The organism is Streptomyces sp. NPDC001902, assembly GCF_042891295.1.
Lineage (GTDB): Bacteria > Actinomycetota > Actinomycetes > Streptomycetales > Streptomycetaceae > Actinacidiphila.
Map to the genome: position 1 here is coordinate 48177 of NZ_JBIATA010000017.1, position 25278 is coordinate 73454.

At 72.9% G+C, this 25278-nt stretch carries 28 protein-coding genes and 1 tRNA gene; 18 read left to right on the plus strand and 11 right to left on the minus strand.

Going from position 1 to position 25278, the window contains the following annotated elements; translation table 11 throughout:
- Window positions 1-113 precede the first annotated feature (113 nt).
- Window positions 114-467: an STAS domain-containing protein gene (locus ACFYYN_RS25785; protein ID WP_500331334.1), complete on the plus strand. Its 354-nt coding sequence runs from the start codon at window positions 114-116 to the stop codon at window positions 465-467.
- 491 nt (window positions 468-958) lie between these two features.
- Here the strand turns inward: ACFYYN_RS25785 and ACFYYN_RS25790 are convergent, their stop codons facing one another.
- The gene (locus tag ACFYYN_RS25790) at window positions 959-2029 is read right to left on the minus strand and encodes a Gfo/Idh/MocA family oxidoreductase (RefSeq protein ID WP_500547684.1); all 1071 of its coding nucleotides are present in this window, start codon (window positions 2027-2029) and stop codon (window positions 959-961) included.
- A 47-nt stretch (window positions 2030-2076) separates the two neighbouring features.
- Between ACFYYN_RS25790 and ACFYYN_RS25795 the strand changes: the two genes are divergently transcribed.
- Window positions 2077-3255, plus strand: a complete 1179-nt coding sequence (locus tag ACFYYN_RS25795) for an ROK family transcriptional regulator (protein ID WP_500547685.1) — start codon at window positions 2077-2079, stop codon at window positions 3253-3255.
- 80 nt (window positions 3256-3335) lie between these two features.
- On the plus strand, window positions 3336-4301 hold the full coding sequence (locus ACFYYN_RS25800; protein WP_500547686.1) for a hypothetical protein: 966 nt from the start codon (window positions 3336-3338) through the stop codon (window positions 4299-4301).
- Here the strand turns inward: ACFYYN_RS25800 and ACFYYN_RS25805 are convergent.
- Window positions 4285-5691 (minus strand): hypothetical protein, encoded by a 1407-nt coding sequence (locus tag ACFYYN_RS25805; protein WP_500547687.1) that lies wholly within the window; start codon window positions 5689-5691, stop codon window positions 4285-4287. The genes ACFYYN_RS25800 and ACFYYN_RS25805 overlap by 17 nt on opposite strands.
- 185 nt (window positions 5692-5876) lie before the next feature.
- Window positions 5877-6656 carry an HAD-IIA family hydrolase gene (locus ACFYYN_RS25810; RefSeq protein ID WP_499512058.1) on the minus strand — a complete coding sequence of 260 codons (780 nt, stop codon included), beginning with the start codon at window positions 6654-6656 and terminating at the stop codon, window positions 5877-5879.
- Window positions 6657-6848: 192 nt separating this feature from the next.
- Between ACFYYN_RS25810 and ACFYYN_RS25815 the strand changes: the two genes are divergently transcribed.
- Window positions 6849-7856 carry a hypothetical protein gene (locus ACFYYN_RS25815; RefSeq protein ID WP_500547688.1) on the plus strand — a complete coding sequence of 336 codons (1008 nt, stop codon included), beginning with the start codon at window positions 6849-6851 and terminating at the stop codon, window positions 7854-7856.
- A 4-nt stretch (window positions 7857-7860) separates the two neighbouring features.
- Window positions 7861-8508 (plus strand): class F sortase, encoded by a 648-nt coding sequence (locus tag ACFYYN_RS25820; protein ID WP_500331322.1) that lies wholly within the window; start codon window positions 7861-7863, stop codon window positions 8506-8508.
- A 22-nt stretch (window positions 8509-8530) separates the two neighbouring features.
- On the opposite strand, the gene bcp is transcribed toward ACFYYN_RS25820, so the two are convergent.
- Complete coding sequence (gene bcp, locus ACFYYN_RS25825) at window positions 8531-8998, minus strand: thioredoxin-dependent thiol peroxidase (RefSeq protein ID WP_499512061.1); 468 nt, start codon at window positions 8996-8998, stop codon at window positions 8531-8533.
- A 100-nt stretch (window positions 8999-9098) separates the two neighbouring features.
- On the opposite strand from bcp, the gene ACFYYN_RS25830 reads away from it, so the two are divergent.
- The 3 genes from ACFYYN_RS25830 (at window position 9099) to ACFYYN_RS25840 (ending at window position 10192) form a co-directional block, all read left to right on the plus strand.
- Window positions 9099-9422 carry a DUF3618 domain-containing protein gene (locus ACFYYN_RS25830; protein WP_361801395.1) on the plus strand — a complete coding sequence of 108 codons (324 nt, stop codon included), beginning with the start codon at window positions 9099-9101 and terminating at the stop codon, window positions 9420-9422.
- A gap of 10 nt (window positions 9423-9432) precedes the next feature.
- Window positions 9433-9771, plus strand: coding sequence for a GroES family chaperonin (locus ACFYYN_RS25835; RefSeq protein WP_026251892.1), 339 nt, complete (start codon window positions 9433-9435; stop codon window positions 9769-9771).
- 100 nt (window positions 9772-9871) lie between these two features.
- Window positions 9872-10192: a DMT family transporter gene (locus ACFYYN_RS25840; RefSeq protein ID WP_500547689.1), complete on the plus strand. Its 321-nt coding sequence runs from the start codon at window positions 9872-9874 to the stop codon at window positions 10190-10192.
- 73 nt (window positions 10193-10265) lie between these two features.
- On the opposite strand, the gene ACFYYN_RS25845 is transcribed toward ACFYYN_RS25840, so the two are convergent.
- Window positions 10266-12497 (minus strand): transglycosylase domain-containing protein, encoded by a 2232-nt coding sequence (locus ACFYYN_RS25845; RefSeq protein ID WP_500547690.1) that lies wholly within the window; start codon window positions 12495-12497, stop codon window positions 10266-10268.
- A 239-nt stretch (window positions 12498-12736) separates the two neighbouring features.
- Between ACFYYN_RS25845 and ACFYYN_RS25850 the strand changes: the two genes are divergently transcribed.
- Window positions 12737-12889 (plus strand): hypothetical protein, encoded by a 153-nt coding sequence (locus tag ACFYYN_RS25850; protein WP_500547691.1) that lies wholly within the window; start codon window positions 12737-12739, stop codon window positions 12887-12889.
- Between the two features lie 87 nt (window positions 12890-12976).
- Here the strand turns inward: ACFYYN_RS25850 and ACFYYN_RS25855 are convergent, their stop codons facing one another.
- Together ACFYYN_RS25855 and ACFYYN_RS25860 are read right to left on the minus strand one after the other, a co-directional pair.
- Window positions 12977-14089 (minus strand): aminotransferase class V-fold PLP-dependent enzyme, encoded by a 1113-nt coding sequence (locus ACFYYN_RS25855; RefSeq protein ID WP_500547692.1) that lies wholly within the window; start codon window positions 14087-14089, stop codon window positions 12977-12979.
- Between the two features lie 25 nt (window positions 14090-14114).
- On the minus strand, window positions 14115-15440 hold the full coding sequence (locus ACFYYN_RS25860) for an SGNH/GDSL hydrolase family protein (RefSeq protein WP_500331313.1): 1326 nt from the start codon (window positions 15438-15440) through the stop codon (window positions 14115-14117).
- 173 nt (window positions 15441-15613) lie between these two features.
- On the opposite strand from ACFYYN_RS25860, the gene ACFYYN_RS25865 reads away from it, so the two are divergent.
- The 8 genes from ACFYYN_RS25865 to ACFYYN_RS25900 all read left to right on the plus strand — a co-directional run bounded on the left by ACFYYN_RS25865 (window position 15614) and on the right by ACFYYN_RS25900 (window position 21550).
- Window positions 15614-16921 (plus strand): DUF445 domain-containing protein, encoded by a 1308-nt coding sequence (locus ACFYYN_RS25865; RefSeq protein ID WP_500547693.1) that lies wholly within the window; start codon window positions 15614-15616, stop codon window positions 16919-16921.
- 74 nt (window positions 16922-16995) lie between these two features.
- Entirely contained in the window at window positions 16996-17763 is a 768-nt protein-coding gene (locus ACFYYN_RS25870) for a class E sortase (RefSeq protein ID WP_500547694.1), read from the plus strand.
- A gap of 50 nt (window positions 17764-17813) precedes the next feature.
- Entirely contained in the window at window positions 17814-18122 is a 309-nt protein-coding gene (locus ACFYYN_RS25875) for a DUF6412 domain-containing protein (RefSeq protein ID WP_500331351.1), read from the plus strand.
- A gap of 107 nt (window positions 18123-18229) precedes the next feature.
- Window positions 18230-18901, plus strand: coding sequence for a YidC/Oxa1 family membrane protein insertase (locus tag ACFYYN_RS25880; protein ID WP_500547695.1), 672 nt, complete (start codon window positions 18230-18232; stop codon window positions 18899-18901).
- 58 nt (window positions 18902-18959) lie between these two features.
- Window positions 18960-19817 (plus strand): fumarylacetoacetate hydrolase family protein, encoded by an 858-nt coding sequence (locus ACFYYN_RS25885; protein WP_500331307.1) that lies wholly within the window; start codon window positions 18960-18962, stop codon window positions 19815-19817.
- 134 nt (window positions 19818-19951) lie between these two features.
- On the plus strand, window positions 19952-20584 hold the full coding sequence (locus tag ACFYYN_RS25890) for an HNH endonuclease signature motif containing protein (RefSeq protein WP_500547696.1): 633 nt from the start codon (window positions 19952-19954) through the stop codon (window positions 20582-20584).
- Window positions 20585-21463 carry an HNH endonuclease signature motif containing protein gene (locus tag ACFYYN_RS25895; RefSeq protein ID WP_500547697.1) on the plus strand — a complete coding sequence of 293 codons (879 nt, stop codon included), beginning with the start codon at window positions 20585-20587 and terminating at the stop codon, window positions 21461-21463.
- An 11-nt stretch (window positions 21464-21474) separates the two neighbouring features.
- Window positions 21475-21550 (plus strand) — tRNA-Leu (locus ACFYYN_RS25900).
- A 46-nt stretch (window positions 21551-21596) separates the two neighbouring features.
- Here the strand turns inward: ACFYYN_RS25900 and rdgB are convergent.
- From rdgB to ACFYYN_RS25920, 4 genes are all read right to left on the minus strand, one after another.
- Window positions 21597-22205, minus strand: a complete 609-nt coding sequence (gene rdgB / locus ACFYYN_RS25905) for a non-canonical purine NTP pyrophosphatase (protein WP_499512071.1) — start codon at window positions 22203-22205, stop codon at window positions 21597-21599.
- Window positions 22206-22220: 15 nt separating this feature from the next.
- Entirely contained in the window at window positions 22221-22616 is a 396-nt protein-coding gene (locus tag ACFYYN_RS25910) for a hypothetical protein (RefSeq protein ID WP_500547698.1), read from the minus strand.
- A 56-nt stretch (window positions 22617-22672) separates the two neighbouring features.
- On the minus strand, window positions 22673-23419 hold the full coding sequence (gene rph, locus ACFYYN_RS25915; protein ID WP_500331297.1) for a ribonuclease PH: 747 nt from the start codon (window positions 23417-23419) through the stop codon (window positions 22673-22675).
- Between the two features lie 99 nt (window positions 23420-23518).
- On the minus strand, window positions 23519-23752 hold the full coding sequence (locus ACFYYN_RS25920) for a PTS sugar transporter subunit IIB (RefSeq protein WP_499512074.1): 234 nt from the start codon (window positions 23750-23752) through the stop codon (window positions 23519-23521).
- Window positions 23753-23891: 139 nt separating this feature from the next.
- Between ACFYYN_RS25920 and ACFYYN_RS25925 the strand changes: the two genes are divergently transcribed.
- A complete protein-coding gene (locus tag ACFYYN_RS25925) occupies window positions 23892-25220 on the plus strand; it encodes a PTS transporter subunit EIIC (RefSeq protein WP_500547699.1) in 1329 nt (442 codons plus the stop codon).
- Window positions 25221-25278 lie beyond the last annotated feature (58 nt).

Sequence of the window (25278 nt, forward strand, 5' to 3'; positions counted from 1 at the left end):
GGCGCGTCGGGCATAGGCTGGGCCCACCACCCCGGACCCCGGTGGCGTCCCGTCCCCGTCCCGTTCCCGTCCCCGTGCCGCTTGCGCCAGGCTCCCGTCCCCGGAGACGTCCCATGTCCGACGACGCCACAGACACCATGCCCCGGATCGACCGGCGCACCGACGGGTCCAGCACCCTGGTGACGCTCGGCGGCGAGGTGGACGCGCTCACCGCGCCCGGGGTGTCCGCCGCCCTCGACGCGCTGACCGGGGCCGACCGCCCGGACATCGTGGTGGACCTGCGGCCGGTGGAGTTCATCGACTGCAGCGGCCTGTCGGCGCTGGTGCGCGCCCGGCGCCGCGCCGAGGAGCACTCCGGGCGGGTACGGCTGGTGTGCCGGGACGAGTTCACGCTGCGCACGCTTCGGGCGACCCGGCTGACCCGGTGCTTCACGATCCTGCCGGACTGGCCGGAGCCCACGAACTGACACGCGCCCCGTACGCGCGCCCCCAACACGCCCTAGCCCGGCCGCGTTCAGGTGTCCTAGCCTGACAGGGCGGCCCAGGACCCCGGTCGCCGGAAGTGCTTCCTACGCCTCCAGGACGTGGTCCGGCCATGGCCAAGCTCGCGGCCTCCTCACGACTGTCCCTGTCCGATCCGCGAAGATCCGCACCCGACGTCTCCTGGACCTCGCCCCTGGGGCGCGCGGCGGTGCCGGAAGTCCTGGCGTACGGCACGTCGGCGACACGGGTGGCCGGGGCGGTCGGGGTCGCCCGTGGCCACGTCCTCGCGCCCACCGTGTCCGTCGGCGTGCCTGCGGAGCCGCCGGACGGCCCGGGGCGGGTCCACCGTCTCTCCCCTGACGCACCGGACCACTCCCGCGGTCCCGGCGCCCGAGGGTGAGGAGCGCCCGGCCGGCGGCTCCGGGAGGAGCGGACCGCGGGCCGGGCGCTGTACGCCCCGGGGAAGAGCCTGGGGTCAGGCCTTCGGGGTGAGCCGCACGGCCCGTCCCTCGCGGGCCGAGACGGCGGCCGCCTCGATGACCGTGAGCGCGTCGGCGGCCTCGCGGGCGGTGACCGGCGGCGCGGTGCCGTCCCGCAGGGCGGCGGCGACGGCGGCGTAGTACGCGGGGTAGTCGCCCGGCACGGTCGGCACGGGGCGTACCTCGTCATCGGCGCCCAGCACGCCCCACTCGGCCTCCGGTTCGGTGCCCCACACGGCGCCGGTGGCGGGGCGGGCGCCGTCGCGCAGCGCGGCCTCCTGCGGGTCCAGGCCGTGCTTGACGTATCCGGCGGCGCTGCCGAGCACCCGGAAGCGGGGGCCGAGCTGGGCGCTGGTGGCGCTCATCCACAGGTGGGAGCGGACGCCCCCGGCGTGGGTCACGGCCACGAAGGCGTCGTCGTCCACCTGGGCGCCGGGCCGGCGCACGTCCAGCTCGCCGTACACGTGGACGGCGGGCCCGAAGAGGGTCAGCGCCTGGTCGACGAGGTGGCTGCCGAGGTCGTAGAGCAGGCCGCCGATCTCGGCGGGGTCGCCGGACTCGCGCCAGCCGCCCTTCAGGCTCGGCCGCCACCGCTCGAAGCGGGACTCGAAGCGCCACACCTCGCCCAGTTCGCCGCGCTCCAGCAGCCCGCGCAGGGTGAGGAAGTCGTTGTCCCAGCGGCGGTTCTGGAAGACCGAGAGCAGCAGGCCGCGCTCGTCGGCGAGGTCCGCGAGGGCGTGCGCCTCGGCCGCGGTGCCGGCCACCGGCTTGTCGACGACGACCGCGAGTCCGGCCTCCAGCGCGGCGGTCGCGAACGGGACGTGGGTCTTGTTCGGCGAGGCCAGGACGATCAGGTCGAGCTCGCCCGCGCGCTTCCACAGCTCGTCCGGGTGACCGGCGATGCGGACGTCCGGGTGCTCGGCGCGTGCCTGCGCCTGGCGCTCCGGGTTGCCGGTGACGACGGTGTCCAGGACGAGGCCGTCGGTGGTGGAGATCAGCGGGGCGTGGAAGACCGAGCCGGCCAGACCGTAGCCGACCAGCCCGACGCGAAGAGGTGCGGGAGCCATGGCACCACTTAAGCAACGCTGTTGCCAAAGTGCAAGCGAAGCTGACAATGGGAGATGTGAACAGGGGAATCTCCGGGGCCAACCTGCCCGCGCTGCGCAGCCACAACGCCGCTCTCGTCCTGGGCCTGCTGCGGACGGCGACCGTGGGCGGGGGCGCCGGCATCAGCCGCCTGGAGCTGGCCGAGCGCACCGGGCTCACCCCCCAGGCCGTCAGCAAGATCACCGCACGGCTGCGGGCGGACGGCCTGGTCGACGAGGCGGGGCGCGGCGCCCCCACCGGCGGCAAGCCGCGCACCCTGCTGCGGCTGGCGCGCCGCGCCCGGTACGCCGTGGGGGTGCACCTGGACCGCGACGAGTTGACGGTGGTGCTCGCCGACCTGGCGGGCGGCGTGGTGGACGCCGGGACCGTCCCCCTGGACCTGCGCCGCCCGGCCGGGGAGGTGCTGGAGGCGGTGGCGGGACTGGTCCGGGAGACCGTCGGCGCCACGCCCGGCGCGGACGGGGCGGTGCTCGGCGCCGGGCTGGCCTGCCCGGGCCCGCTCGACCACACCGCGGGGGTGCTGCACCGCGTCACGGGCCTGCCGGGATGGGACGGCTACCCGCTGCGCGACGCGCTGGCCGAACGCCTCGGGCTGCCCGTCGTGCTGGACAAGGACACCAACGCGGCGGCCCTCGCCGTGCTCCCGCCCGGCGGGGACGTGGATGGGGACCGGGACGGCGCGGACGGTGCACACGGCGCGGGGGCGGGCCTGGGTGCCGGGGACTCGTTCGGCTACCTGCACCTGGGGACCGGCCTCGGCGCGGGCCTCGTGCTCGACGGCACCCTGCACCGCGGCGCCCGCACCGGCGCGGGCGAGTTCGGCCACCAGGCGGTCGCCCTGGACGGCCCGGTGTGCGCCTGCGGCAACCGGGGCTGCCTGGAGGCGCTGTGCCTGGCCGCCGTCGGCCGCGGCGACACGGCACAGGCCGCGCGGCTGCTCGGCGTCGGCGCCGCCAACCTGGTCTCCCTGCTGGACATCGACCGGGTCGTGCTCGGCGGCCGCACCGTGCTGGCGGACCCCGCGCTCTTCGCGCGCGAGGTGGCCGCCGCCATGGACCCGCGCACCCTGCGCGCGGCCGGCCGCACGGTGCCCGTCACCGTCGCCGCGGCCGGGCGGCGCGTGGTCGCCGAGGGGGCCGCGCTGCTGGCGCTGGCGCCGCTCTTCGGCCAGACGGCGGCCGGCTAGCCGCCCGTACGGGTGCGGGGGCGGGCCGTCGCCGCGTCGCGCGGTGATATCAGCGGATGACCGTGAGAGCTTCGCTGCCCATGAGGTGGTGCAGCGCTCTGGCCGTCGCGGCGGCAGCGGTCGTGGCGGCGGCCCCCCAGTCGGCCGCGGAGCCCTTCCCGGTCACCGCCCGGCTGCTGGGCGGCCCCCACACCTACACGGCGGGGGCCGGGCCCGAGGAGTTCCGGGTGGAACTGGAGAACACGTCGAGCGGGCCGCTGCGCGACGTGCACCCGGTCCTCGTCTTCGTCGACCGCGGACGGAAGCTGGCGCCCGATCAGATCCGCCTGGAGTACCGGGTGCCGGCCCCCGTCGCGGGATCGCGGAGCGCACGGGACCGCTCGTGGCGGCCGGTGGCCGTCGAGCGCACGGACAACGACGAGAACATCGCCGTGGTGGGCGGCAAGGACGGGCCGGGCACCACACTGCCGTCGCGCCGCAAGGTGGCGATCGCCCTGCGGCTGCGCTTCACCGCGCCCACGCCCGCCGGGCCGGTCACGGCGTCGGCCACGATCATGGAGCGCCGCGGCACGGACGGCGACTGGGTCGGGGAGTCCGCCGGCTACGACTTCGACGTCGTCCCCCACCGGGACGCAACGGCCGAGCCGCAGTCCCCGCGCCCCGGCCGGCCGGGAGACGAGGGGCAGCCGGACGGCGGCGAAGGCGGGGACGGCGGCGAAGGCACCGGACCGGGTGACGGGCCGGGCACGCGCCCGGGCGGGTCCCCGGCACCGGATCCCTCCGTGGGCGCCGGGCCGGGCACCGGTCCGGGCACCGGTCCGGGAACCGGTCCGGGCACCGGACCGGGTACGGGTCCCGGTACGGGATCCGGGCCGGCGCCCGTACCCGGCAAGGGCGACGAGACCGCCCCGGGCAGCGCACCGGGCACCCCACCGCGTCTGGCCGCCACGGGCGAACAGCACCGGGCGCCCGCGCTGATGCTCACGGGCGCCGGGGTGCTGCTGGTCATGGGCGGTGCGGCCCTGCGGTTCAGCCGCCGAGGGTGAACCAGGTGCTGCGGGACTTCTGCCACTCGGGGTGGCTGAGGTCCTTGGCCTCCTTGCCGTCCCCGTAGAGGTCGGCGGCGCCGTTGTCGGTCATCAGCTGCGCCCGGGCACCGGCCGCGGTCAGGTCCGGGACGTCCACGATGGCCTCCCAGGCACCCGGGTCGGAGGTGGGCAGGTCGAGCAGCTTGACGGGCGTGCTGCCGGCGTTGCCGTCCCAGGAGTAGAGGGCGTACGGGTCGCTGTTGTCGTCGGCGGCCCAGGAACCGGCCAGGATCAGGTACTGCCCGGCGGCGTTGCGGCGGATGTCACGGACGCTGAGGCCGCCGAGGTCGACGGTGACCGGGGTGCCGAAGGTGGCGTGGACGGAGGTGTTGGGCCTGCCGCCGACCAGCTTGTCGAGGTTGGTGACCGGCACCAGCAGCGCCTTCCCGCCGGAGGCCGGGGGCACCAGCGGCGCGCGGAAGCCGATGTAGGCGGTGCTGGTCGAGCCGGGGGCGAACTCCATGCCCTCGGCGTTGAAGCCGTCGATGGCCTTGGGTATCTCACCGGAGGCGGCGCCCGCGGCGAAGCCGTAGCGGTTGCCGGCCGCCTTGTCCCAGGCGATCAGGTCGGCGCGCAGGCCCTCGTAGTATCCGGAGACGGTCAGCTGGGTGTCGGCGCCGCTGCCGGTGACGGTGGTGGCGAAGAGCGTGGAGCGGTCGGCCTTCACCTCACCGTCCTTGTTGTTGCCCATGGAGCCGGTCCAGTAGATGGTGTCCCCCGCCCGGGTGCCGGCCTCGATGTCGATCTCGGAGGAGGCGCCGGCCTTGGAGCCGATGTCCCAGGTGCGCACGGGGGCGCCGGAGCCGTCGCGCCGGTACAGCCGCAGCACGTTGCTCTCGTCGTCGGCGACGACCATGTAGCCGCCGCCGACGTCCACGGCGGCGGAGGCGGCGCTGGAGCCGGTGGTGTACCGCGTGTCGGCGGCGTGGGTGACGGCGGCGGAGGCGGCGAAGTGCAGCGTCTTGGTGGCGGTCTTGCCGCCGAGGCCGGTCACCTTGACCGTCAGGTCGGCGTAGCCGCGGGCGCGGGGGGCGACCGCCAGGGTGCGGCTGCCGCCCGTGCCCGTGACGGTCACGTCGCCGGTGCCGGCGACCGAGGTCCTGGTGCTGGCGGAGGCGGCGACGGTGAGCGCCGAGGCGTCCGCACCGCTCTGCGCGACGGTGACCGTGACGGTCGGGTCGGCGGTGGCACCGACCGCGCCGGAGAGGTAGGAGGCGGACAGGGAGATCGTCGGGGTGCCGTACGAGGCGGCGCCCGCCGGGGTGCCGAGGAGCGGCACCATCGTGGCGGCGAGCACGGTGGCGACCGCGCCGGGGACGAGGGTGGCCGTGCGGGTGCGGGACAGCATCGGTGGACGCCCTTCCAAGATCGCTGAGGAAATGCGGGGAGAGCCTGCTCCGCCGCCCCCAACTCCCGCCGCCCGGCGGATGATCATCCGGTGAACGTCCCGCGGCGCGGCGTCACCGTGCGGCCGCACCGGATCGTGGAGGGTGCCACCGCCCCCGGCCGGTCGCGGCCGGGGGCGCACCGTCGTCAGACGAGGTCGACGAGGTCCGCGATGGAGTCCACGACGGTGGTCGGCCGGTAGGGGAAGCGGTCGATGTCGCCCGCCTTGGTCAGGCCGGTCAGCACCAGGAAGGTCTGCATCCCGGCCTCCAGGCCCGCCAGCACGTCGGTGTCCATGCGGTCGCCGATCATGGCGGAGGTCTCCGAGTGCGCGCCGATGGTGTTGAGGCCGGTGCGCATCATCAGCGGGTTCGGCTTGCCGACGAAGTACGGGTCCTTCCCCGTCGCCTTGGTGATCAGGGCGGCGACCGAGCCGGTGGCGGGCAGCGCCCCCTCGGGCGAGGGCCCGGTGTTGTCGGGGTTGGTGGCGATGAACCGGGACCCCGCGTTGATCAGGCGGATGGCCTTGGTGAGGGCCTCGAAGGAGTAGGTCCGCGTCTCGCCCAGGATCACGAAGTCGGGCTCGTGGTCGGTCAGCACGTAGCCCGCGTCGTGCAGGGCCGTGGTGAGGCCGGCCTCCCCGATCACGTACGCCGTCCCGCCGGGGTGCTGGTCGTCCAGGAAGCGGGCCGTGGCCAGCGCCGAGGTCCAGATGTTCTCGGCCGGCACGTCCAGGCCGATGCGGCTGAGCCGCGCCGCCAGGTCGCGGGGCGTGTAGATCGAGTTGTTCGTCAGGACGAGGAACGGGCGGCCCGAGTCCCGCAGCCGCTTGATAAAGGCGTCCGCGCCGGGCACCGGGATGCCCTCGTGCATCAGGACGCCGTCCATGTCGGTGAGCCAGGATTCGATGGGCTTGCGCGCTGTCATGGCTGCGGACTCTAGTCCGGCCGGGTGACCTGTGCACATGCGTGCGGCGTCCGCCCCTTGTCCCCGGTCCGGGCGACCCCCCGACCCGTCCGGACCACCACCGCATGCGAGGGCCCGCGCGGGAAGGGACCTTCGAAACACCGGGGCCGACCAATCCGACGACGTGAGCCCGGTTGAGTGGAGGTTGTGATCATGGGCTCTGTCATGGGAGCCGCCCGCGTTCCCTTGTGCGCCGCCGCGGCGGCGACGCTGATCGCGCTGTGCGGTCCCGCCGCCGTGGCCGACGACGGACCGGACGACTCCAGCGGGACCTCGTTCCAGTTCGGCGGCGGCGGAGGTGGCGGAGGCGGGGGTGACGGGGACCAGGACGGCGGCAGCAACAACCCCCTCCTGCAGTTCGGCAACAAGGGCGACGACGACGGCCAGGACAACGGCCGGCAGAACAACAACAACGACGACGATGACGATGACGACGACAGCGGGCGCGGCAACGGCGACAACAACAGCGACAACGACCGCGAGGACTCAGGCCGCGACAACGGCGGCCGTGACGACTCCGGACGCGACGACTCCGGTCGGGACGACGACGACCACGGGGACAACGGCTCGGACAACGGCCCGGACAACGACGGCGGCACCGGCGGCGTCGGCGGGACCGGGGGCATCGGCGGGACCGGGGGCGTCGGCGGCGTCGGCGGCACCGGAGGCATCGGCGGCACCGGAGGCACCGGAGGCATCGGCGGGACCGGGGGCGTCGGCGGCGTCGGCAGCGGCCCGGTGAAGATCACCCCCGGCACGGCCGGCCCCGGCGGCGACGTCGACGTCCGCACCGACCAGTGCGACCGCGCCAAGACCGGCACCGTCAGCTCCTCCGCGTTCGTCACCCCGGTCACGCTCGCCCCGGCCAGCGACGGCGGGATGTACGCCTCCGCCGTGGTCCGCTCCGGGCTGACCCCGGGCTCCTACCGGGTCTCCATCACCTGCGACGGCAAGTCCCACGAGGGCACGCTGGAGGTCACCGAGGCCGCCTCCGGCTTCCCGTCCGCTCCCGTTCCCGCGGGCGGCGGCGCCATGGCGGCGCACCCGGCCGCGGCGGAGGAGCAGCAGCCGGCGGGCGTGCCCGGCATCGTGGCGGCCGGGGTCCTGGCCGTGGCAGGGGCCGCGGGACTGGTCGTGCACCGTCGCCGCACCCGGGACTGACCCGGTGCAGGGACGTACCGTCGCGACCCTCGCGACCATCGTGGTGCTCGGCGCGGCGTGGCTGAGGGGATACGTCCACCCGGGCCCACCGGGCTCCGGGTCGGGCGCCCCCGCGACCGCCGCGACCGCGGACGCCGCAGCCGCGGGGCGGCCCGCCCAGGTCTACGCGGCGCACACGCCGCTGTCCCCGGCGCGCCCCCTGCGGATCGACATCCCCTCGGCCGGCATCCACGCCAAGCTGGTGGAACGGGGGCTCACCGCCGACGGCGCGGTGGACCCGCCGCCGTTCACCACGCCGAACGTGGCCGGCTGGTACGGGCGCGGTCCCGCCCCCGGGGACGCGGGGGCGGCGCTGATCGTCGGGCACGTCGACACCCGCACCAAGGCGGCGGTCTTCTACGCCCTGAGCACCGTCACCCAGGGCGACCTGGTGGAGGTCACCCGCTCGGACGGCTCAGTCGCCGAGTTCGCCGTCGAGGGCGTGGAGATCGTCGACAAGACGGGCTTCCGCCCGGACCGGGTGTACGGCTCGGGGGTCCGCCCCGAGCTGCGGCTGATCACCTGCGGCGGCACCTTCGACCACGCCACCCAGTCCTACTCGGCGAACGTCGTGGTGTACGCGGCGCTGACCGGCTCGCACACCCGGGCGTGACCGGCCCCGGCCCGACGGGGCGTCAGATGCCCAGATCGCGGATGAGCTTGGCGACGTGGCCGGTGGCCTTGACGTTGTACCAGGCGTGCTCGACCTTGCCCTGCTCGTCGACGACGACGGTGGAGCGGATCACCCCGGTCACCACCTTGCCGTACAGCTTCTTCTCGCCGAAGGCGCCGTACGCCTCCAGCACCGACTTGTCGGGGTCGGCGAGCAGGGTGACCTTCAGGGACTCCTTCTCGCGGAACTTGGCCAGCTTCTCCGGCTTGTCGGGCGAGATCCCGATGACGTCGTAGCCGGCGCCCGCGAGCAGGTCGAGGTTGTCGGTGAAGTCGCAGGCCTGCTTGGTGCAACCGGGCGTCAGGGCGGCCGGGTAGAAGTACACGACGACCTTGCGGCCCGCGTGGCCGGCGAGGGAGACCTCGTTGCCGTCGGCGTCGGGAAGGGTGAAGGCGGGGGCGGTGTCGCCGGGCTGGAGGCGCTCGCTCATGGTGCAGTTCTCCGATTCGGGGTGCCGACGGGCATCGGCACGGACGGGCTGACAGACTGTCTGCACGGTACCGGTCGACAAGGACGATGGAGGCGGAGCAGTGTCAGATGGCAGGAGCCCTGCTCAGATCGAGGCGGACATCGCCCTCAAGCGGCAGGCGCTCGCCGCGACGCTGGACGAGATCGCGGTGCGGGTGCACCCCAGCACGATCGCGGCGGACGCCAAGGCGAAGGTCGCCTCCGCGGTGGACCGCACCGCGGGCCGTGCGTACGTGGCGGTCAACCGGGGTGTGACCGAGCTGCGGGGCCACTTCGTGGCGGAGGACGGCGCGCCGCGCGTGGAGCGCATCGTGCCGGTCGCGGTGGCGGCGGTGGCGCTGGTCGCCGTGGTGGCCGGGCTCTCACTGCGCCGGCGACGCCGGTAACGTCGTACCTGTGAGTTCGAATACGCATGACAAGCTGCCCATCCGCATGCTGCACGACCGCGTGCTGGTGCGCTCCGACGTCCCCGAGGGTGAGCGGCGCTCCGGCGGCGGCATCCTGATCCCCGCCACGGCGGCCGTCGGCAAGCGGCTCGCCTGGGCCGAGGTCGTCGCGGTGGGACAGAACGTACGGACCGTGGAGGTCGGCGACCGGGTGCTCTTCGACCCGGAGGACCGGGCCGAGGTCGAGGTGCGCGGCACGGCGTACGTGCTGATGCGTGAGCGGGACCTGCACGCGGTGGCGGCGGAGCGGCTGCAGGGCTCGGAGGACTCGACCGGCCTCTACCTCTGATTTGTTATCGTCGTGTTCGTCCCCTGACGAGACGCGCCGTACCAGGGCCCATGCAAAGACGACGCCTTCTGACCCCTTGAGGATCGTGGAGGTGCCCGTCATGGCATGGGTCCTGTTGTGTGCCGCCGGCCTGCTCGAGGTCGGCTGGTCGATCGGCATGAAGTACACCGACGGCTTCACCCGGCTGTGGCCCAGCGTCGGCACGGGGCTCGGCATTGTGGCGAGCATGCTGCTGCTGTCGTACGCGGCGAGGACGCTGCCGATCGGCACCGCCTACGGGGTGTGGGTCGGGATCGGGGCGGCCGGCGCGGCGGTGCTCGGCATCGTCGTGCTGGGTGAGCCGGCGACCGCCGCCCGGATCTTCTTCATCTGCCTGCTGCTGGTGTCCGTGGTCGGTCTGAAGGCGACCACGGGGCACTGACCTGCGCTGACCAGGCCGCACCGGGCCACGCCGGGCGCCGTCGGGGGAACCCCGGCGGCGCCCGGCCCCGTGCCTACGGGAAGTCGTCCCCGCCGCCGGGGTCGCCGTCCAGGCCGCCGATGGGCAGTCCGCCGCCCTCGGTGCCGCCGTCCTCGCCGGGGCTGGCTGGGCCGCTGGGCTCGGTCGGCGCCTCGCTGGTGGGCGGTTCCTCCGTGCCGGGGGGCTCGGAGGACTCCGGCGGGGCCGAGGTCGTCGGCGGGGCCGAAGTGGTGGGCGGGGCGGAGGTGGCCGGCGGGGCGGAGGTCGGCGGGGCCTGGGCACCGGGCTCCAGCCGCAGCTTGAAGTTCTTCGCCGGCTTACCCTCCAGCGCGTCGGCCGTGTACTGGGCCCAGATCTGCGTGGGGTAGCCGCCGCCGTTGACCCGGGACAGTCCCGTGACGTTGTAGAGCTTCTTCTGGGCGCCGGTCTGGGAGTCCTGGCCCATCACGGCGACGACGGTGGCCAGGTCCGGGGTGTAGCCGGCGAACCAGGCGGCCCTGTCCTCCTCCGCCGTGCCGGTCTTGCCCGCGGCGGGCCGCCCCGCGGCCTGCGCCGCGGTGGCGGTGCCGCCCCGGACCACCGAACGCAGGATGGAGGTCGTGGTGTCGGCGGCCTCGCGGTGGACGGCCTGGGTGGGCCGGCGCGTGGGCAGCTGCACGTCGTGCCCGTTCTTGGTGATCTTCACCACCATGGTGTACGGGACGTAGCGGCCGTGGTTGGCGAGCGTCGCGTAGGTCTGCGCCATGTCCAGCGGGCTCGCCGTCATCGTGCCGAGCGCCATCGCCGGGGTGGTCACCAGCTTCACCTTCTCCGGCATGCCCAGCGCCCGCACCGTGTCGTTGACCTTGCCCGGGCCGACGTCCTGCGCCATCTGGGCGTAGACCGAGTTCACGGACTTGTCCATGGCGTTGGTGACCGTGATCGACCCGTACGAGACGCCGTCCTCGTTGCCCGGGGCGTAACCGGTGGGGCCGTCGGGACCGATGACCTCGCGCTTGTTCCGGCCGTCGTAGACGGTGTAGGGGGTGATGCGCCGGCCGCTCTGGGTGGTGGAGTCGTTCTGGACGGCGGAGGCGAAGATGAACGGCTTGAAGGTGGAGCCCACCTGGTAGTCCGTGCGGGTCGCGTTGTTGACGAACTGCTTGGTGTAGTCGACGCCGCCGTACATCGCGACGACCTTGCCCGTGGCCGGGTCGATGGACGCGCCGCCGACCCGCACGAACTTGTCCACCGGGTGCTTCTTCGGGTCCAGCTTGTCCAGGAGTTGCTCCTCGGCCGCCTTGACGAAGGCCTTCTCCTTCTTGCGGTCGATGGTGGTGGTGATCCGGTAACCGCCGGAGCGCAAGGTCTCCTCGTCCAGGATCCCGGCCCCGTACAGGTAGTCCTTGACGGCCTCGACCAGGTAGCCGCGCTGGCCGGACATCCCGGTGGCGGCCTTGGCCTTCTGCGGCGTCGGGAACTTCAGCCCGGCGCGCTCGCCCTCGCTCAGCCAGCCCTCCTTGACCATGCCGTCCAGCACGTAGTCCCAGCGCGCCTCCGCCTTGGCCTTGTTCTCCGGGTGGGCCACGATGTCGTACTCGCTGGGCGCGTTGAGCAGGGTCGCCAGGTACGCGCCCTCGGCGGCGTCGAGTTCGTCGGCGTCCTTGCCGAAGTAGGCCTGGGCGGCGGCCTGGATGCCGTAGGCGTTGCGGCCGTAGTAGCTGGTGTTGAGGTAGCCCTCGAGGATCTCCTCCTTGGTCTTCTCGCGGTCCAGCTTGATCGCGATGAAGAACTCCTTGGCCTTGCGGACCGCCGTCTGCTCCTGGTTGAGGTAGTAGTTCTTGACGTACTGCTGGGTGATGGTCGAACCCGACTGCTTGCCCTTGCCGGTGACGGTGTTCCACGCCGCGCGCAGCATCGCCTTCGGACTGATCGCGGACTCGTGGTAGAAGTTGCGGTCCTCGGCGGCCAGCGTGGCGTGCTGGGCGACCTCGGACACCTGGTCCAGGCCCACGTTCTCGCGGTTGACCGCACCGTCCCGGGCGAGCTGGGTGCCGTCGGAGTACAGGTAGACGTTGCTCTGCGCGACCGCACCCGCGTTCGCCTTGGGGATGTCGACCAGCTGGTAGCCGATGATGAACGCCCCCGCGCACGCCAGCACGACCAACAGGAACGCGCCGAGCACCGCGCGCCAGCTCGGGATCAGTCTGCGGGCACCGGTGCGCTTCGGCTTCTTGCCGGAAGGCCGGTTCTCCCAGCCGCCGGGGGAAGCGTTGCTGCTGCTCATGTCTGTACTGACTCCTCCGCGGCCGCCGAGGGTTGTGCCGCCGGCGGAACATCTTGGGTCAATCGTGCCGTACGGCCCGCCGGACACTCTCCCACCATCTGGACAAATGGGGTCATCGCGGCGCATCCGTGACAAGCCTGTGACAGGCCGAAAGCGTGACGCCCACCACCCCGGCGGGTGAAATCTTTGCGGCACCCGGCGGTCACCGCGCGTAAGACCGGGCGCTTGCGCGCCAACGGGTGGAGCCGTTCCCCGCACCGGGAGGAGGGACCGCGCTCCTGTGCGCGACCGTGGCGGCGGACGGCTTCCGGCGCCACGCCACCTACCGGGTGGCCCCCGCGGCCGGCGTCCTCACCGACACCGCCTTCGGCTCCGTCGCCGCATACACCTAGCTCGCCCTCCGGCACGAACGCCCCACGAGGGGGGCTACGCCCCGTCCATGACGTTGACGTACGTCCGCACCGGCCAGGCGCTGCCGGTCAGCGCAGCGAGGCCAGCGCGGCGCGTACGCGCTCCACGGCGCCCGTCGTGGTCGACGCGTGGGCCGACAGCCGGACGGAGTCCGCCCGCACCGAAGGGGTGACCCCGTGCGCGTGCAGCGCCTTGGCGATCTGGTCCGGGTCCACGTCCGGCAGCGCGAAGGACACGATGCCCGCCCGCTCGGCACGGGCCACCGGGGACAGCACCTGCCCGCCGGCCGAGCGGACCACGTCGATCAGCTCGTCGACCCGGCGCGCGACGTGCGCCTCGACGGCGGCCACCCCCACACCCTCGACGAGCTCCAGCGCCGCCGCGAAGGCCGCGGCCGTCACCGGGCTCAGATTGGTGATGCTCCAGCGCAGCGCGTCCGGCGCGACCGGGTGCTCGGTGTCGTCGAAGACGGCGACGTCCTCGACCCCGGTCCAACCCGTCAGCGTGGGCTCAAGCCGCTCCAGGGCCCGGTCCGACAGCGCCGCGAACCCGGTCGCCCAGCTGGCCCGCAGCCACTTCTGGCCGCCCGCCACGACCACGTCCGCCGCCTGCCATGGCTGCTCGACGACGCCGAACGCCTGCATCGCGTCCACCACGAGCAGCCGGTCGCCGATCACCTCGCGCAGCGCCGCGAGGTCGGCCCGGTAGCCGGTGCGGAAGTCCACGGCGCTGATCGAGACCGCCACCACGTCGTCCGTCAGCGCCTCGCGCACCGCGTCCGGGGTCGGCGCGCCGTCCAGCCAGCGCGGCACCGCCCGGCCGAGGGCGGCCGTGCGCCGCCACGGGTAGTGGTTGGCCGGGAAGTCGGCCGAGGGCACCAGGACGGCGCCGCCGGGCACGCCGAAGGCGGCGTGGAAGATCCCGGTGGAGGCGTTGGGCAGCAGCGCCACGTGCCCGGTGTCCGTACCCGCCAGCCGGGCCGCCGCGGCCCGGGCGCGCGGCTCGGCCCGCATCAGGTCGTTGACGGTGGTGTGGTCGGCCTCGGCCGAGGCCGCCAGCGCGGCCGCCGTGGCGTCGAGGACGTCCCGCGAGGGCGGACCGTAGCGGGCGAAGTCCAGGTAGCCCTCGGGCTCGCTGAAGTGCTCCGCGTAACCGGGCAGACCGCCCGTGTGCTCCGTCATGGGTGTCGCCGTCCGTCCGTACTCGTCACACCTTGGCCGCCGCGCCGCCCTTGAGCAGCGACAACTCCACAGTTTCCGCCATGCGCAGGTAGCCGGCGTCACTGGGGTGCAGATGGTCGCCGGAGTCGTAGGCGGGCAGCAGCGCGGAGGGGCGGCCGGGGTCGCGCAGCGCCCGGTCGAAGTCGATCACCTCGTCGAAGACCGTGCCCGCCCGGATCGCGGCGTTCACCTGCTGCCGCACCGCCTCGGTGTGCGTGTTGGAGCCGGGGTGGCCGCCGCACGGGGTCAGCGTGGCACCCAGCACCCGCAGCCCGCGCTCATGACCGCGCGCCACGATCTCCCGCAGCCCGGAGAGGATCTCCTGCGCGCCGGTCCGCTGCGGCGGTCGCATGACGTCGTTGATGCCCAGCTCGACGACGAGCGTGCGGACGCCGGCCTGGGAGAGCGCGTCACGGTCGAGGCGGCTCAGGCCGCTGGGATTGCCGCCGTTCTCGCCGTCGCGCAGCACCCGGTTGCCGCTGATCCCCTGGTTGAGGACGCCCAGCCGCAGCCCCCGGTCCCCCGAGCCGCGCAGCCGCGTCGCCAGGCGGTCCGGCCAGCGGTGGTTCGCGCCGGAGGTGGAGGTGATGCCGTCGGTGATCGAGTCGCCGAACAGCACCACCGACCCGGCCGCCTGCCGCGTGAAGACGTCGACCCCCGTGACGTAGCGCCAGTAGGGGGTCAAGGTGGTGTACCCGGAACCGTCGGTCCGCGCGGTGCGCTCACCGGCCGCCATGAACGAGGTCTGCTGCGCCCGCGGGTGGTACGTCACCGGGCCCGAGGCCTTCGGCGTGTACGTCGTGACGAGCAGGTCCGTCGCGTGCGGCACGGCCAGTTGGACGGGATCGCTGACGACCTCGCCGCCCGCGGGGATCCGCACCGACGTCCGCCCGCCGAAGGTCAGCGACCGCATCGTGCCGTCCGCCGCCGCCGGCGACCCCGGGTCCGCCGCGACGGCGACCGTCGCCCGGCCGATCAGCAGGGACGACCGGCCGAAGAGGTTGGAGAGGTGGACGCGCGCCGAGGTGCCGCCGACACTGGTGTGCACGACGTTGCGGATCGACCACCCGGCGTAGCCGTCCGGCCTGTTCGGCTCGCCCCCGACGGGAGACGTCGACCAGGTGCCCACCCACGCACCCGACGCCGCGGGCGCAGCCTGGTTGGGGACACCCGGGAGTCCGGCCCCCACCGTGTCCTGCCCGGAACGGCCGGAGCCGTCGGCGCGGCTGACGGTGACGAAGATCGCGGCGGAGATGACCGCGACCAGCGCGACAATTCCGGCGAGCAGTGCATAACCCGTCGATCTGGCCATGCGGTGCTTCACTCCTGGGATCAAAGGGCGGGAAACCGGCGCGATCCGCTGCCGCCATGATCCCATGGAGACGTCGGGCCTGCCCGTCTGCATTGTCGGACGCCGGGAACTCGTTGTTCGTTCCACTCGAAGAGTGTGGTGTGGACGATACGCGGAAGGAGTGGATACGACGGATGGAAACGGCCCCGGTGACCGGATCGGACCAAGACCCGACTCCGGCGTTCTCATACAGCCCCGCCGACGAGGGCCGGCGGCGGGGCGTACGACGCATGAAGGTGATCGCCACCGGCCTGCTGCTGGTGGCCACCGCGGTCTACGCGCTGGCCAAGTGGGCCGAGTCGGCGGGAGCCGGCGGATGGTCCGGCTACGTCGCGGCCGCCGCCGAGGCCGGCATGGTCGGTGCCCTCGCCGACTGGTTCGCGGTGACCGCGCTCTTCCGCAGGCCGCTCGGCCTGCCCATCCCGCACACCGCGATCATCCCCACCAAGAAGGACGCGCTCGGCCGCACCCTCGGCGACTTCGTCGGCGAGAACTTCCTGTCCCCGCAGGTCGTCCGCACCCGGCTGCGCAAGGTCGGCATCGCCCGGCGGCTCGGCGCCTGGCTGGAACACCCCGAACACGCCGACCGCGTCACCGAGCAGGGAGCCGCGGCGCTGCGCGGCGCCCTGACCGTGCTGCGCGACTCCGACGTCCAGGCGGTGGTCGGCGAGGCCATCACCCGGCGCGCGGACGCCCAGGAGATCGCCCCGGGGATAGGGAAGATGCTGGAGCGCGTCGTCGCCGACGGCGGGCACCGGCGGGTGGTCGACCTGGTCTGCGTCCGGGCGCACGACTGGCTGGTCGAGCACTCCGACTCGGTGATGCACGCCGTCCAAGAGGGCGCCCCCGGCTGGACACCGCGCTTCGTGGACCGCCGCGTCGGTGAACGCGTCTACAAGGAACTCGTGCGCTTCACCGCCGAGATGCGGGACATGCCCGAGCACCCCGCCCGCGGCGCCATCGACCGCTTCCTGGCCGACTTCGCCTTCGAGCTGCAGTCCGACCCGGACACCCGGGCCCGCGTCGAACGGCTCAAGAAGGACCTGATCGCCCGCAGCGAGGTCCAGGACCTCATCGAGTCCGCGTGGGGCTCGGTCCGCGGCATGATCGTCGCCGCCGCCGAGGACGAGCGCAGCGAGCTGCGGCTGCGGGCCCGTGCCTCACTGCTGTCGCTGGGGGCGCGGATGACCGAGGACCCCCGGCTGACCGCCAAGATCGACGGCTGGCTGGAGGACGCCGCCACGTACGTGGTCACCACCTACCGCGACGAGATCACCGCGCTGATCACCGACACCATCGCCGGCTGGGACCCCGAGCAGACCACCCGCAAGATCGAGGCCAACGTCGGGCGCGACCTGCAGTTCATCCGGATCAACGGCACCGTCGTGGGCGCCCTGGCGGGCCTTGCCATCTACAGCGTGTCCCGGCTCCTGGCCGGGTGAGGGAGCCCGCGGGCGGGGCAGCGGGCTCAGCCGCGACCCTGGGAATCTGACGCGGCGTCATCTACGGTGCCCGCATGCCCACCCGCGCCCACGCCCACGCCCCGCTGCGCTGGCAGGGACGCGCGCTGTGGGGCGCCGGCGAAGCCGCCCTCACCCTCGGCGCCGTCCTCCTGCTGCTCGTCGCCCATCAACTGTGGTGGACCAACCTGCGGGCGCAATCCGCCGCCGCACACCGGGTGACCGCCCTGGAACGGCAGTGGGACGACGCCGACACCTCCGATACATCGGAGGAATCCACGGCGGCCGTCGCCGCCGGTACCGCACCCACAAACCGCTCCCAGGCCGACGGCACCACCACCCGCACCGGGAACGCCACCGCCGGCCCACGCCCCTCCCAGGCCTACGCCGTCCTCCGCATCCCCCGCATCGGCGTCACCGCCCCCATCGCCGAAGGCATCAGCCGCGCCAAAGTCCTCAACCACGGATACGCCGGCCACTACCCGCACACCGCCGGGCCCGGACAGCCCGGCAACTTCGGCCTCGCCGGCCACCGCAACACCCACGGCGAACCCTTCCGCCGCATCGACCGGCTCCGCCCCGGCGACACCCTCATCGTCGAGACCGCCACCACCCGCTACACCTACGTCGTCCAGCAGACCGTCCCCCGCACCACCCCTTCCGACGGCACCGTCATCGCCCCCGTCCCCCACAGCACCGTCCACCCCCGCCGGCACATGACCGGACCCGGCCGCTACATCACCCTCACCACCTGCACCCCCGAGTTCACCTCCACCCACCGCCTCGTCGTCTGGGGCGGACTCGCCGCCGCGGAACCACGCTGACCCCCCGTTCGTCATCCCCTGCAGAACGAACGGAAGGAGCAGCCCACGTGATCCGCAGGACCGCCGCGGCCGCACGCCTGCACGGCGCCGCACTCCTGCTCCTCCTCACCGCACTGCTGCTCACCCACACCGGCCTCACCACCGCCGTCGCCGCCGCCGCGACCACCGCCGCCGTCGCCCTCCTGCTCGGCAGCGCCCTCCGCCTCACGGCCACGGCACCACCCGTACCCCGCGGACGCGTCCGCACCGCGCTGCGCGACCGGCAACGCCGCACCGCCTTCCTCCCCCAGCGCGACCCCGACGCCTCCGGCCGCCCACGCCCCAGGGCCCCCGGCCGCCCCCTCCCGACGGCCGCCTAGGGGCAACGCGACCGCCACCGCACCCCGGCACCCGCTGCCCCACCGCGCCCCGTCACGCCGCGCCCACCCCGACCGGCACGACGACACCCGCGGAGGGTCCCACCCCCATGTCCGTGTTCACGCACCTCCTGCTCACCCTCACCCACGCCGTCACCCCCCTCACCGGACCCGCCGCCGCACCAGCCGCCGCGATCGTCCTGTTCACCGTCCTCGTCAGGCTCGCCCTCCACCCGCTCGCCCGCGCCGCCGCCCGCGGCGAGAAGACCCGCGCCGCCCTCGCCCCGCGCGTCGCCGAACTGCGCCGCAAGCACGGGCGCGACCCGCAGAAACTCCAGCGCGCACTGACCGACCTCTACGCGGACGAGGGCTCCTCCCCCTTCGCCGGCATGCTCCCCACGCTCCTCCAACTCCCCGCCTTCTTCGTGCTCTACCACGCCTCCTCCGCCGCCCGGATCGGCGACGAGCGCGCCGGAGCCCTCCACATCGCGATCCTCGTCGTGGTCGCCGCCGTCGCCTTCTGGTCCTACCGCCGCGCCCGCAAGGCCGCCCCCGACGCCCAGGGCCTCGCCAAGCACCTGCCGCTGCTCTCCTTCGGCACCCTCCTCACCGCCGCGATCGTCCCCCCGGCCGCCGGGCTCTACATCGCCACCTCGACCGCCTGGACCGCCGCCGAACGCACCTGGCTGCACCGTCCACACCATGGTCAAGGGGTTGCGGACGCCACCCCCGCCGCTGGAGGATCAACCAAGACCTCCGATGACCGCCCCCATCGGACATGACCCCGGACATGACCTCGGCCACGACCACCACCACCCCCGACCACACCCGGAGAGTCTTGTGAAGCTGCTGCGAGTCGGCCCCGCCGGAGCCGAACGCCCGGCCCTGCTCGACCAGGACGGCACCCTGCGCGACCTGTCCTCCCTCACCCCCGACATCGACGGCCCCCTGCTCGCCGACGCGGACGCCCTCGCCCGCATCCGCACCGCGGCCGCCGACGGCACCCTCCCCGCCCTCGACCCCGAGGACCTGCGCGTCGGCCCCCCGCTCAGCCGCATCGGCAAGATCGTCTGCATCGGCCTCAACTACCACGACCACGCCCGCGAGACCGGCGCCGCCGTCCCCGACGAGCCCATCCTGTTCATGAAGGCCCCCGACACCGTCGTCGGCCCCGACGACACCGTCCTCGTCCCCCGCGGCAGCCTCAAGACCGACTGGGAGGTCGAACTCGCCGTCGTCATCGGCCGCGAACTGCGCTACGCGGCCGACGGCACCGAGGCCCTCGCCGCCGTCGCGGGCTACGCCGTCGCCCACGACGTCTCCGAACGCGCCTTCCAGATCGAACGCGGCGGCCAGTGGGACAAGGGCAAGAACTGCGAGACCTTCAACCCCCTCGGCCCCTGGCTCGTCACCGCCGACGAGATCCCCGACCCCCAGGCCCTGGGCCTGCGGCTGTGGGTCAACGGCGACCTCAAGCAGGACGGCAGCACCGCCGACCAGATCTTCCCGGTCGCCGAAGTCGTCCGCTACGTCAGCCAGTTCATGACCCTCTACCCCGGCGACGTCATCAACACCGGCACCCCTGCCGGCGTCGCCCTCGGCCGCCCCGAGCCCAAGCCCTACCTCCGGGCCGGCGACGTCGTCGAGCTCGAGATCGACGGCCTCGGCCACCAGCGCCAGGTCCTCAAGGACGCGTAGCCCCACCTCTTCCGCCGAAGGGCGCCCGGTGTGTCGTTCCGGGCGCCCTTCGGCGTATCCCGGTCGGCGTAACCGTCGTACGAACGGGTCGTTAAAACGTGCGAAAGTGCAACACACGATCGCATGGGGGATATGTGACCGCGAGATACACACGCGAACTCGTCGAAGAGGCCGCCGCCCAGTGCACGTCGCTCTCCGACGTGATCACCAGGCTCGGGGGAACGCCCACCAACGGCAGCCGCGCCTACCTGCGCAAGCTCATCAGCGCCTGGGGCGTCGACTGCTCGCACTTCGAGCCCGAGGGAATCCGCCACACCGAACGCCGGTTGCGCGCCGTCGTTGGCGAGTCGACCAGCATCGCCGAGGTGGTGAGACGCCTGGGCGTCAGTCCGGTCGGCGGCAATCAGGCGCACATCGGGCGCCGCATCGCGCGGTTGGGAATCGACACCTCACATTTCACGCCGAACAGCGGTGCCCGCCGCCCGAGGCGGTCACTGAGCGACCGACTGGTACTCGGCACACCGAACGACGGGCGGATCCAGAGCGACCGTCTGCGCAGACATCTGCTCCGTCAAGGGCTCAAGGACCTGTGCGCGATGTGCGGCACCGGACCGGTGTGGAACGGTGCGCCACTGCGCCTGGAGGTCGACCACATCAACGGGGACTGGTGGGACAACCGGCCTGAGAACCTGCGGTTGCTCTGCCCGAACTGCCACGCGGCCACCGACACTTACCGGGGCCGCAAGCGCCGTGGGGCGGTGCGCTAGATGTCCCGTCTCTACGACAGTCCGGGCTACACCCGCACCTCGCTCACGGCCTGCGCTGCCCGGTCCCGCAGTCTCGTGGACATGCTCACGCGCCTCGGCCAACCCCTCGGCAGCGGCCCGCTGGGTTACCTGAAGGAGCGACTCCGGCACTACGGCATCGACACGGAACACTTCGTCGACGAAGCGCTGCCCAGCAGACCACCCCGCAGGTACACGAGGTCGGTCCTGGAGGATGCCGCGGCCCGCTGCCGGTCCATCCGCGAAATCCTGGAAGACCTTGACGTGCCTCCGTACGACAGTGCCTACCGGCACATTGAGCGCCGACTCGCCCACTTCGGGATCGACACCTCCCATTTCGCGCGACCGGTCGCCAAGGAACAACGGCCCATCGACGTGCACCGGCTGTGTGCGGCCGTCGCCGGGTCGACGAGCCTCGCGGGCGTCGTTCGCCTCCTGGACCTGCCGGACAACGGGACGACCAGGAGGCGGCTCAAGAGCCTCATCTCGGAGCGGGGGCTGTCGACGGCGCACTTCACGGGTCAGGCGCACGCTCGCGGCGTCCCCTCCACGCGCCGCAAATCGGCAAAGCAGATCCTGCGGCTGCTCGCCCCCGGCAGCCCGCGTACCGGTCGGCGCATGCCGCACCGCGCGCTCCAGGAGAAAGGCGTGCCCTACGAATGCGGTGCCTGCGGCACGGGCCCGGCATGGCAGGGGCTGACGATCACGCTCGAGATCGATCACGTCAACGGCGACCGGCTGGACAACCGGATCGGCAACCTCCGGTATCTGTGCCCCTCGTGCCACAGCCAGACCGCCGGCTTCGCGGGCCGCGCAGTCTCCGGCACCGTACCCGCGCAGGTCGGCTCCCCCACCAAGTAGAGTGGCGCCGCGGGCCCGTATCCCAGCTGGCCAAGAGGACGCCGGTTTAGATCCGGTGTGTCGTGGGTTCGAGTCCCACCGGGCCCACCGCCGGGGGCGCGGCATCTCCAAGATGCCGCGCCCCTTCGTCATGTCACCCCACCAGTTCCCGCACCACCGGCACCAGGCCCCGGAAGGCCAGGCCGCGGTGGCTGATGGCGTTCTTCTCCTCCGCGGTGAGTTCGGCGCAGGTCCGGGACTCGCCGAGCGGCTGGAGGATCGGGTCGTAGCCGAAGCCGTTCGCGCCGTGGGGCTCGAAGCGCAGCGTGCCGAGGAGGCGGCCCTCGACGACGCGTTCGGTGCCGTCGGGGAGGGCGAGGGCGGCGGCGCACATGAAGTGGGCGGCGCGGTGGGGGGTGTCGATGTCGGAGAGCTGGGCGAGGAGGAGTTCGAGGTTGGCGCGGTCGTCGCCGTGCTTGCCGGCCCAGCGGGCGGAGAAGATGCCGGGGGCGCCGCCGAGGACGTCGACGCAGAGGCCGGAGTCGTCGGCGACGGCGGGGAGGCCGGTGGCCTGGGCGAGGGCGTGGGCCTTGAGGAGGGCGTTCTCGGCGAAGGTGACGCCGGTTTCGCGGACGTCGGGGATCTCGGGGTAGGCGTCGGCGCCGACGAGCTCCACGCCGAGTCCGGCGTCGGCCAGGATGGCGTGGAGTTCGGCGACCTTGTGGGCGTTGCGGGTGGCGAGGACCAGGCGGGTGTGCGGCATGGTCCGATTATCCCGTCAGCCGGGGGTGCAGACCTTGGAGAGTTCGGATGCGGCGTCGGCGACGGGGGTGATGTCGGGGACGTCGCCGTTCTCGGCGGCCTTCTGTGCGTTCTCGACGGCCTTCTGGAGGTCGCCGACGGCGGTGTTGACGTCGGCGTTGCCGGTCTTGTCGCCGAGGTCGGCGAGGTCGTCGGCGATCTGGTCGAGGGCGTTGGCGGCGTCCTGCGGGCTGTTGCCGGCGTTGCTGACGGCGTTCTGCAGGTTCTGGACGTCGGTGGCGACCTGGGCTGCGACGTTGGCGCAGTCGAGGGCCTTGTCGACCGCGTCGACGGCGCTGCAGCCGATGAGGACGGTGGTGCCGAGGGCGGCCGCGGTGGCGAGCGCCGCGAGGCGGCGGGTGCGTGGGTGCATACCTTTACATACGCACCGCGCCGTCCTCGGGTTGCGTTTTGCAGACGTGCTCTTTGTCAGTTCTTGGTGATCTGTTCGAGGTCGGTGAGGGCGGCGCGCTGGAGCGCGTCGAGTTCGGCACAGCCGGCGACGGCGAGGTCGAGGAGGCTGTTGAGTTCCTTGCGGTCGAAGGGCTGGCCCTCGGCGGTGCCCTGGACCTCGACGAAGCGGCCGTCGCCGGTGCAGACGACGTTCATGTCGGTCTCCGCGCGGACGTCCTCCTCGTAGCAGAGGTCGAGCATGGGGACGCCGTCGATGATGCCGACGCTGACGGCGCTGACGGTGCCGCTGAGGGGCTGGGCCTTGGCGCGGACGAGCTTGCGGCCGTGCATCCAGGTGACGGCGTCGGCGAGGGCGACGTAGGCGCCGGTGATGGCGGCGGTGCGGGTGCCGCCGTCGGCCTGGAGGACGTCGCAGTCGAGGACGACGGTGTTCTCCCCGAGCGCCTTGTAGTCGATGACGGCGCGCAGGGAGCGGCCGATGAGGCGGGAGATCTCGTGGGTGCGGCCGCCGATCTTGCCGCGGACGGACTCGCGGTCGCCTCGGGTGTTGGTGGCGCGGGGCAGCATGGCGTACTCGGCGGTGACCCAGCCTTCGCCGCTGCCCTTGCGCCAGCGGGGGACGCCCTCGGTGACGGATGCGGTGCAGAGGACCTTGGTGTCGCCGAAGGAGACGAGGACGGATCCTTCGGCGTGCTTGCTCCAGCCGCGCTGGATGGTGACGGGGCGGAGCTCTTCGGGGGTGCGGCCGTCGATACGAGACATGGCGTCGAGCCTAGTCGTAGCGCGGCCCGGGGCCCGTGCCGGTCCGGGAACGGGCCCCTTGCGGGTGAGGTGGGGGTGGCCCCGGCGGTCAGCGCCGGGTCACATCATGTCCTCGATGTCGGCGGCGATGGGGTCGGCGTCGGTGCCGATGACGACCTGGATCGCGTTGCCCATCTTGACGACGCCGTGCGCTCCGGCGGCCTTGAGCGCGGCGTCGTCGACGAGCGAGGCGTCCTTGACCTCGGTGCGGAGACGGGTGATGCAGCCCTCGACTTCTTCGATGTTGTCGAGTCCGCCGAGCCCGGCGACGATCTTCTCTGCCTTGCTGGCCATCTGTACTCCTGGTTGGTCTCGGCCGTTCGGTCCGATTTCACACCGTAATGCAGTGGCGGACCGCTTTTGCGGGGATGCATGGGTGACGCAGCCGTGCCGCAACTGGTCTACACCACATTACCTGCCGGGAGGTAGTCCCATGGGTCCGGACGCCGCCGCAGCCGCCCCGCGTCCGAGCCGGAAGTGGAGCGGTGTCCTGTTCCAGGGCCTGCAGAAGATGGGACGGAGCCTGCAGCTGCCGATCGCGGTGCTTCCGGCGGCGGGCATCCTGAACCGGCTGGGCCAGGACGACGTCTTCGGCCCGAAGGGCCTGGGCTGGGACAACGTGGCGAAGGTCTTCGACGGCGCGGGCGGGGCGCTGCTGGACGGTTCGCTGGGGCTGCCGCTGCTGTTCGCGGTGGGTGTCGCGATCGGGATGGCGAAGAAGTCGGACGGTTCGACGGCGCTGGCGGCGGTCGCGGGTTTCCTCGTCTACTACGGGGTGCTGCACCAGTTCCCGCAGGACTGCCCGCCGGGGACGGCCTTCCTGGCGACGAGCACCATCAGCGGGGCGTGCATCCCGCCGGGGACACCGTCGGCGGCGGCTCCGGCGGCGTACCAGAACCCGGGGGTGTTCGGCGGGATCGTGATCGGGCTGCTGACGGCGTTCTTCTGGCAGCGCTACCACCGCACGAGGCTGGTGGACTGGCTGGGCTTCTTCAACGGGCGCCGGCTGGTGCCGATCGTCATGGCGTTCGTCGCGATCGCCTTCGCGGTGCTGTGCGTGTTCGTCTGGCCGCCGGTCGGTGCCGGGCTCACCGCCTTCAGCCAGTGGCTCACGGACCTGGGCTCGTACGGGGCGGGGATCTTCGGCGTCGCGAACCGGGCGCTGCTGACGGTGGGGCTGCACCAGTTCCTCAACGTCTTCGTGTGGTTCCAGTTCGGCAGTTTCACCAAGCCGGACGGGACGGTGGTGCACGGGGACATCACGCGTTTCCTGGCGGGTGACCCGACGGCCGGGCAGTTCACCTCCGGCTTCTTCCCGATCATGATGTTCGCCCTGCCGGCCGCCGCGCTGGCGATCACGCACTGCGCCCGCCCGGGGCGCCGCAAGGAGGTCGGGGGCCTGATGCTGTCGGTGGCGCTGACCTCGTTCGTGACGGGCATCACCGAGCCGATCGAGTACTCGTTCCTGTTCATCGCGCCGGCGCTGTACGCGATCCACGCGGTGCTGACGGGGGTGTCGATGGCGGTGACGTGGGCGCTGGGCGTGCACGACGGCTTCAGCTTCTCGGCGGGGCTGATCGACTACGTCATCAACTGGCACCTGGCGACGAAGCCCTGGTTGATCGTCCCGATCGGTCTGGTCTTCGCGGCGGTGTACTACGTGCTCTTCCGCTTCGTGATCACCAGGTTCGACCTGGCGACGCCGGGGCGTGAGCCGGAGGAGGTCGCGGAGGAGATGGAGCGGGGCAACGTCAAGGCGTAGCGGGGACGCCACGCTCAGGAGTGTGGTCTAGACCACACCGGAGGAGCCTTTCCTTGAC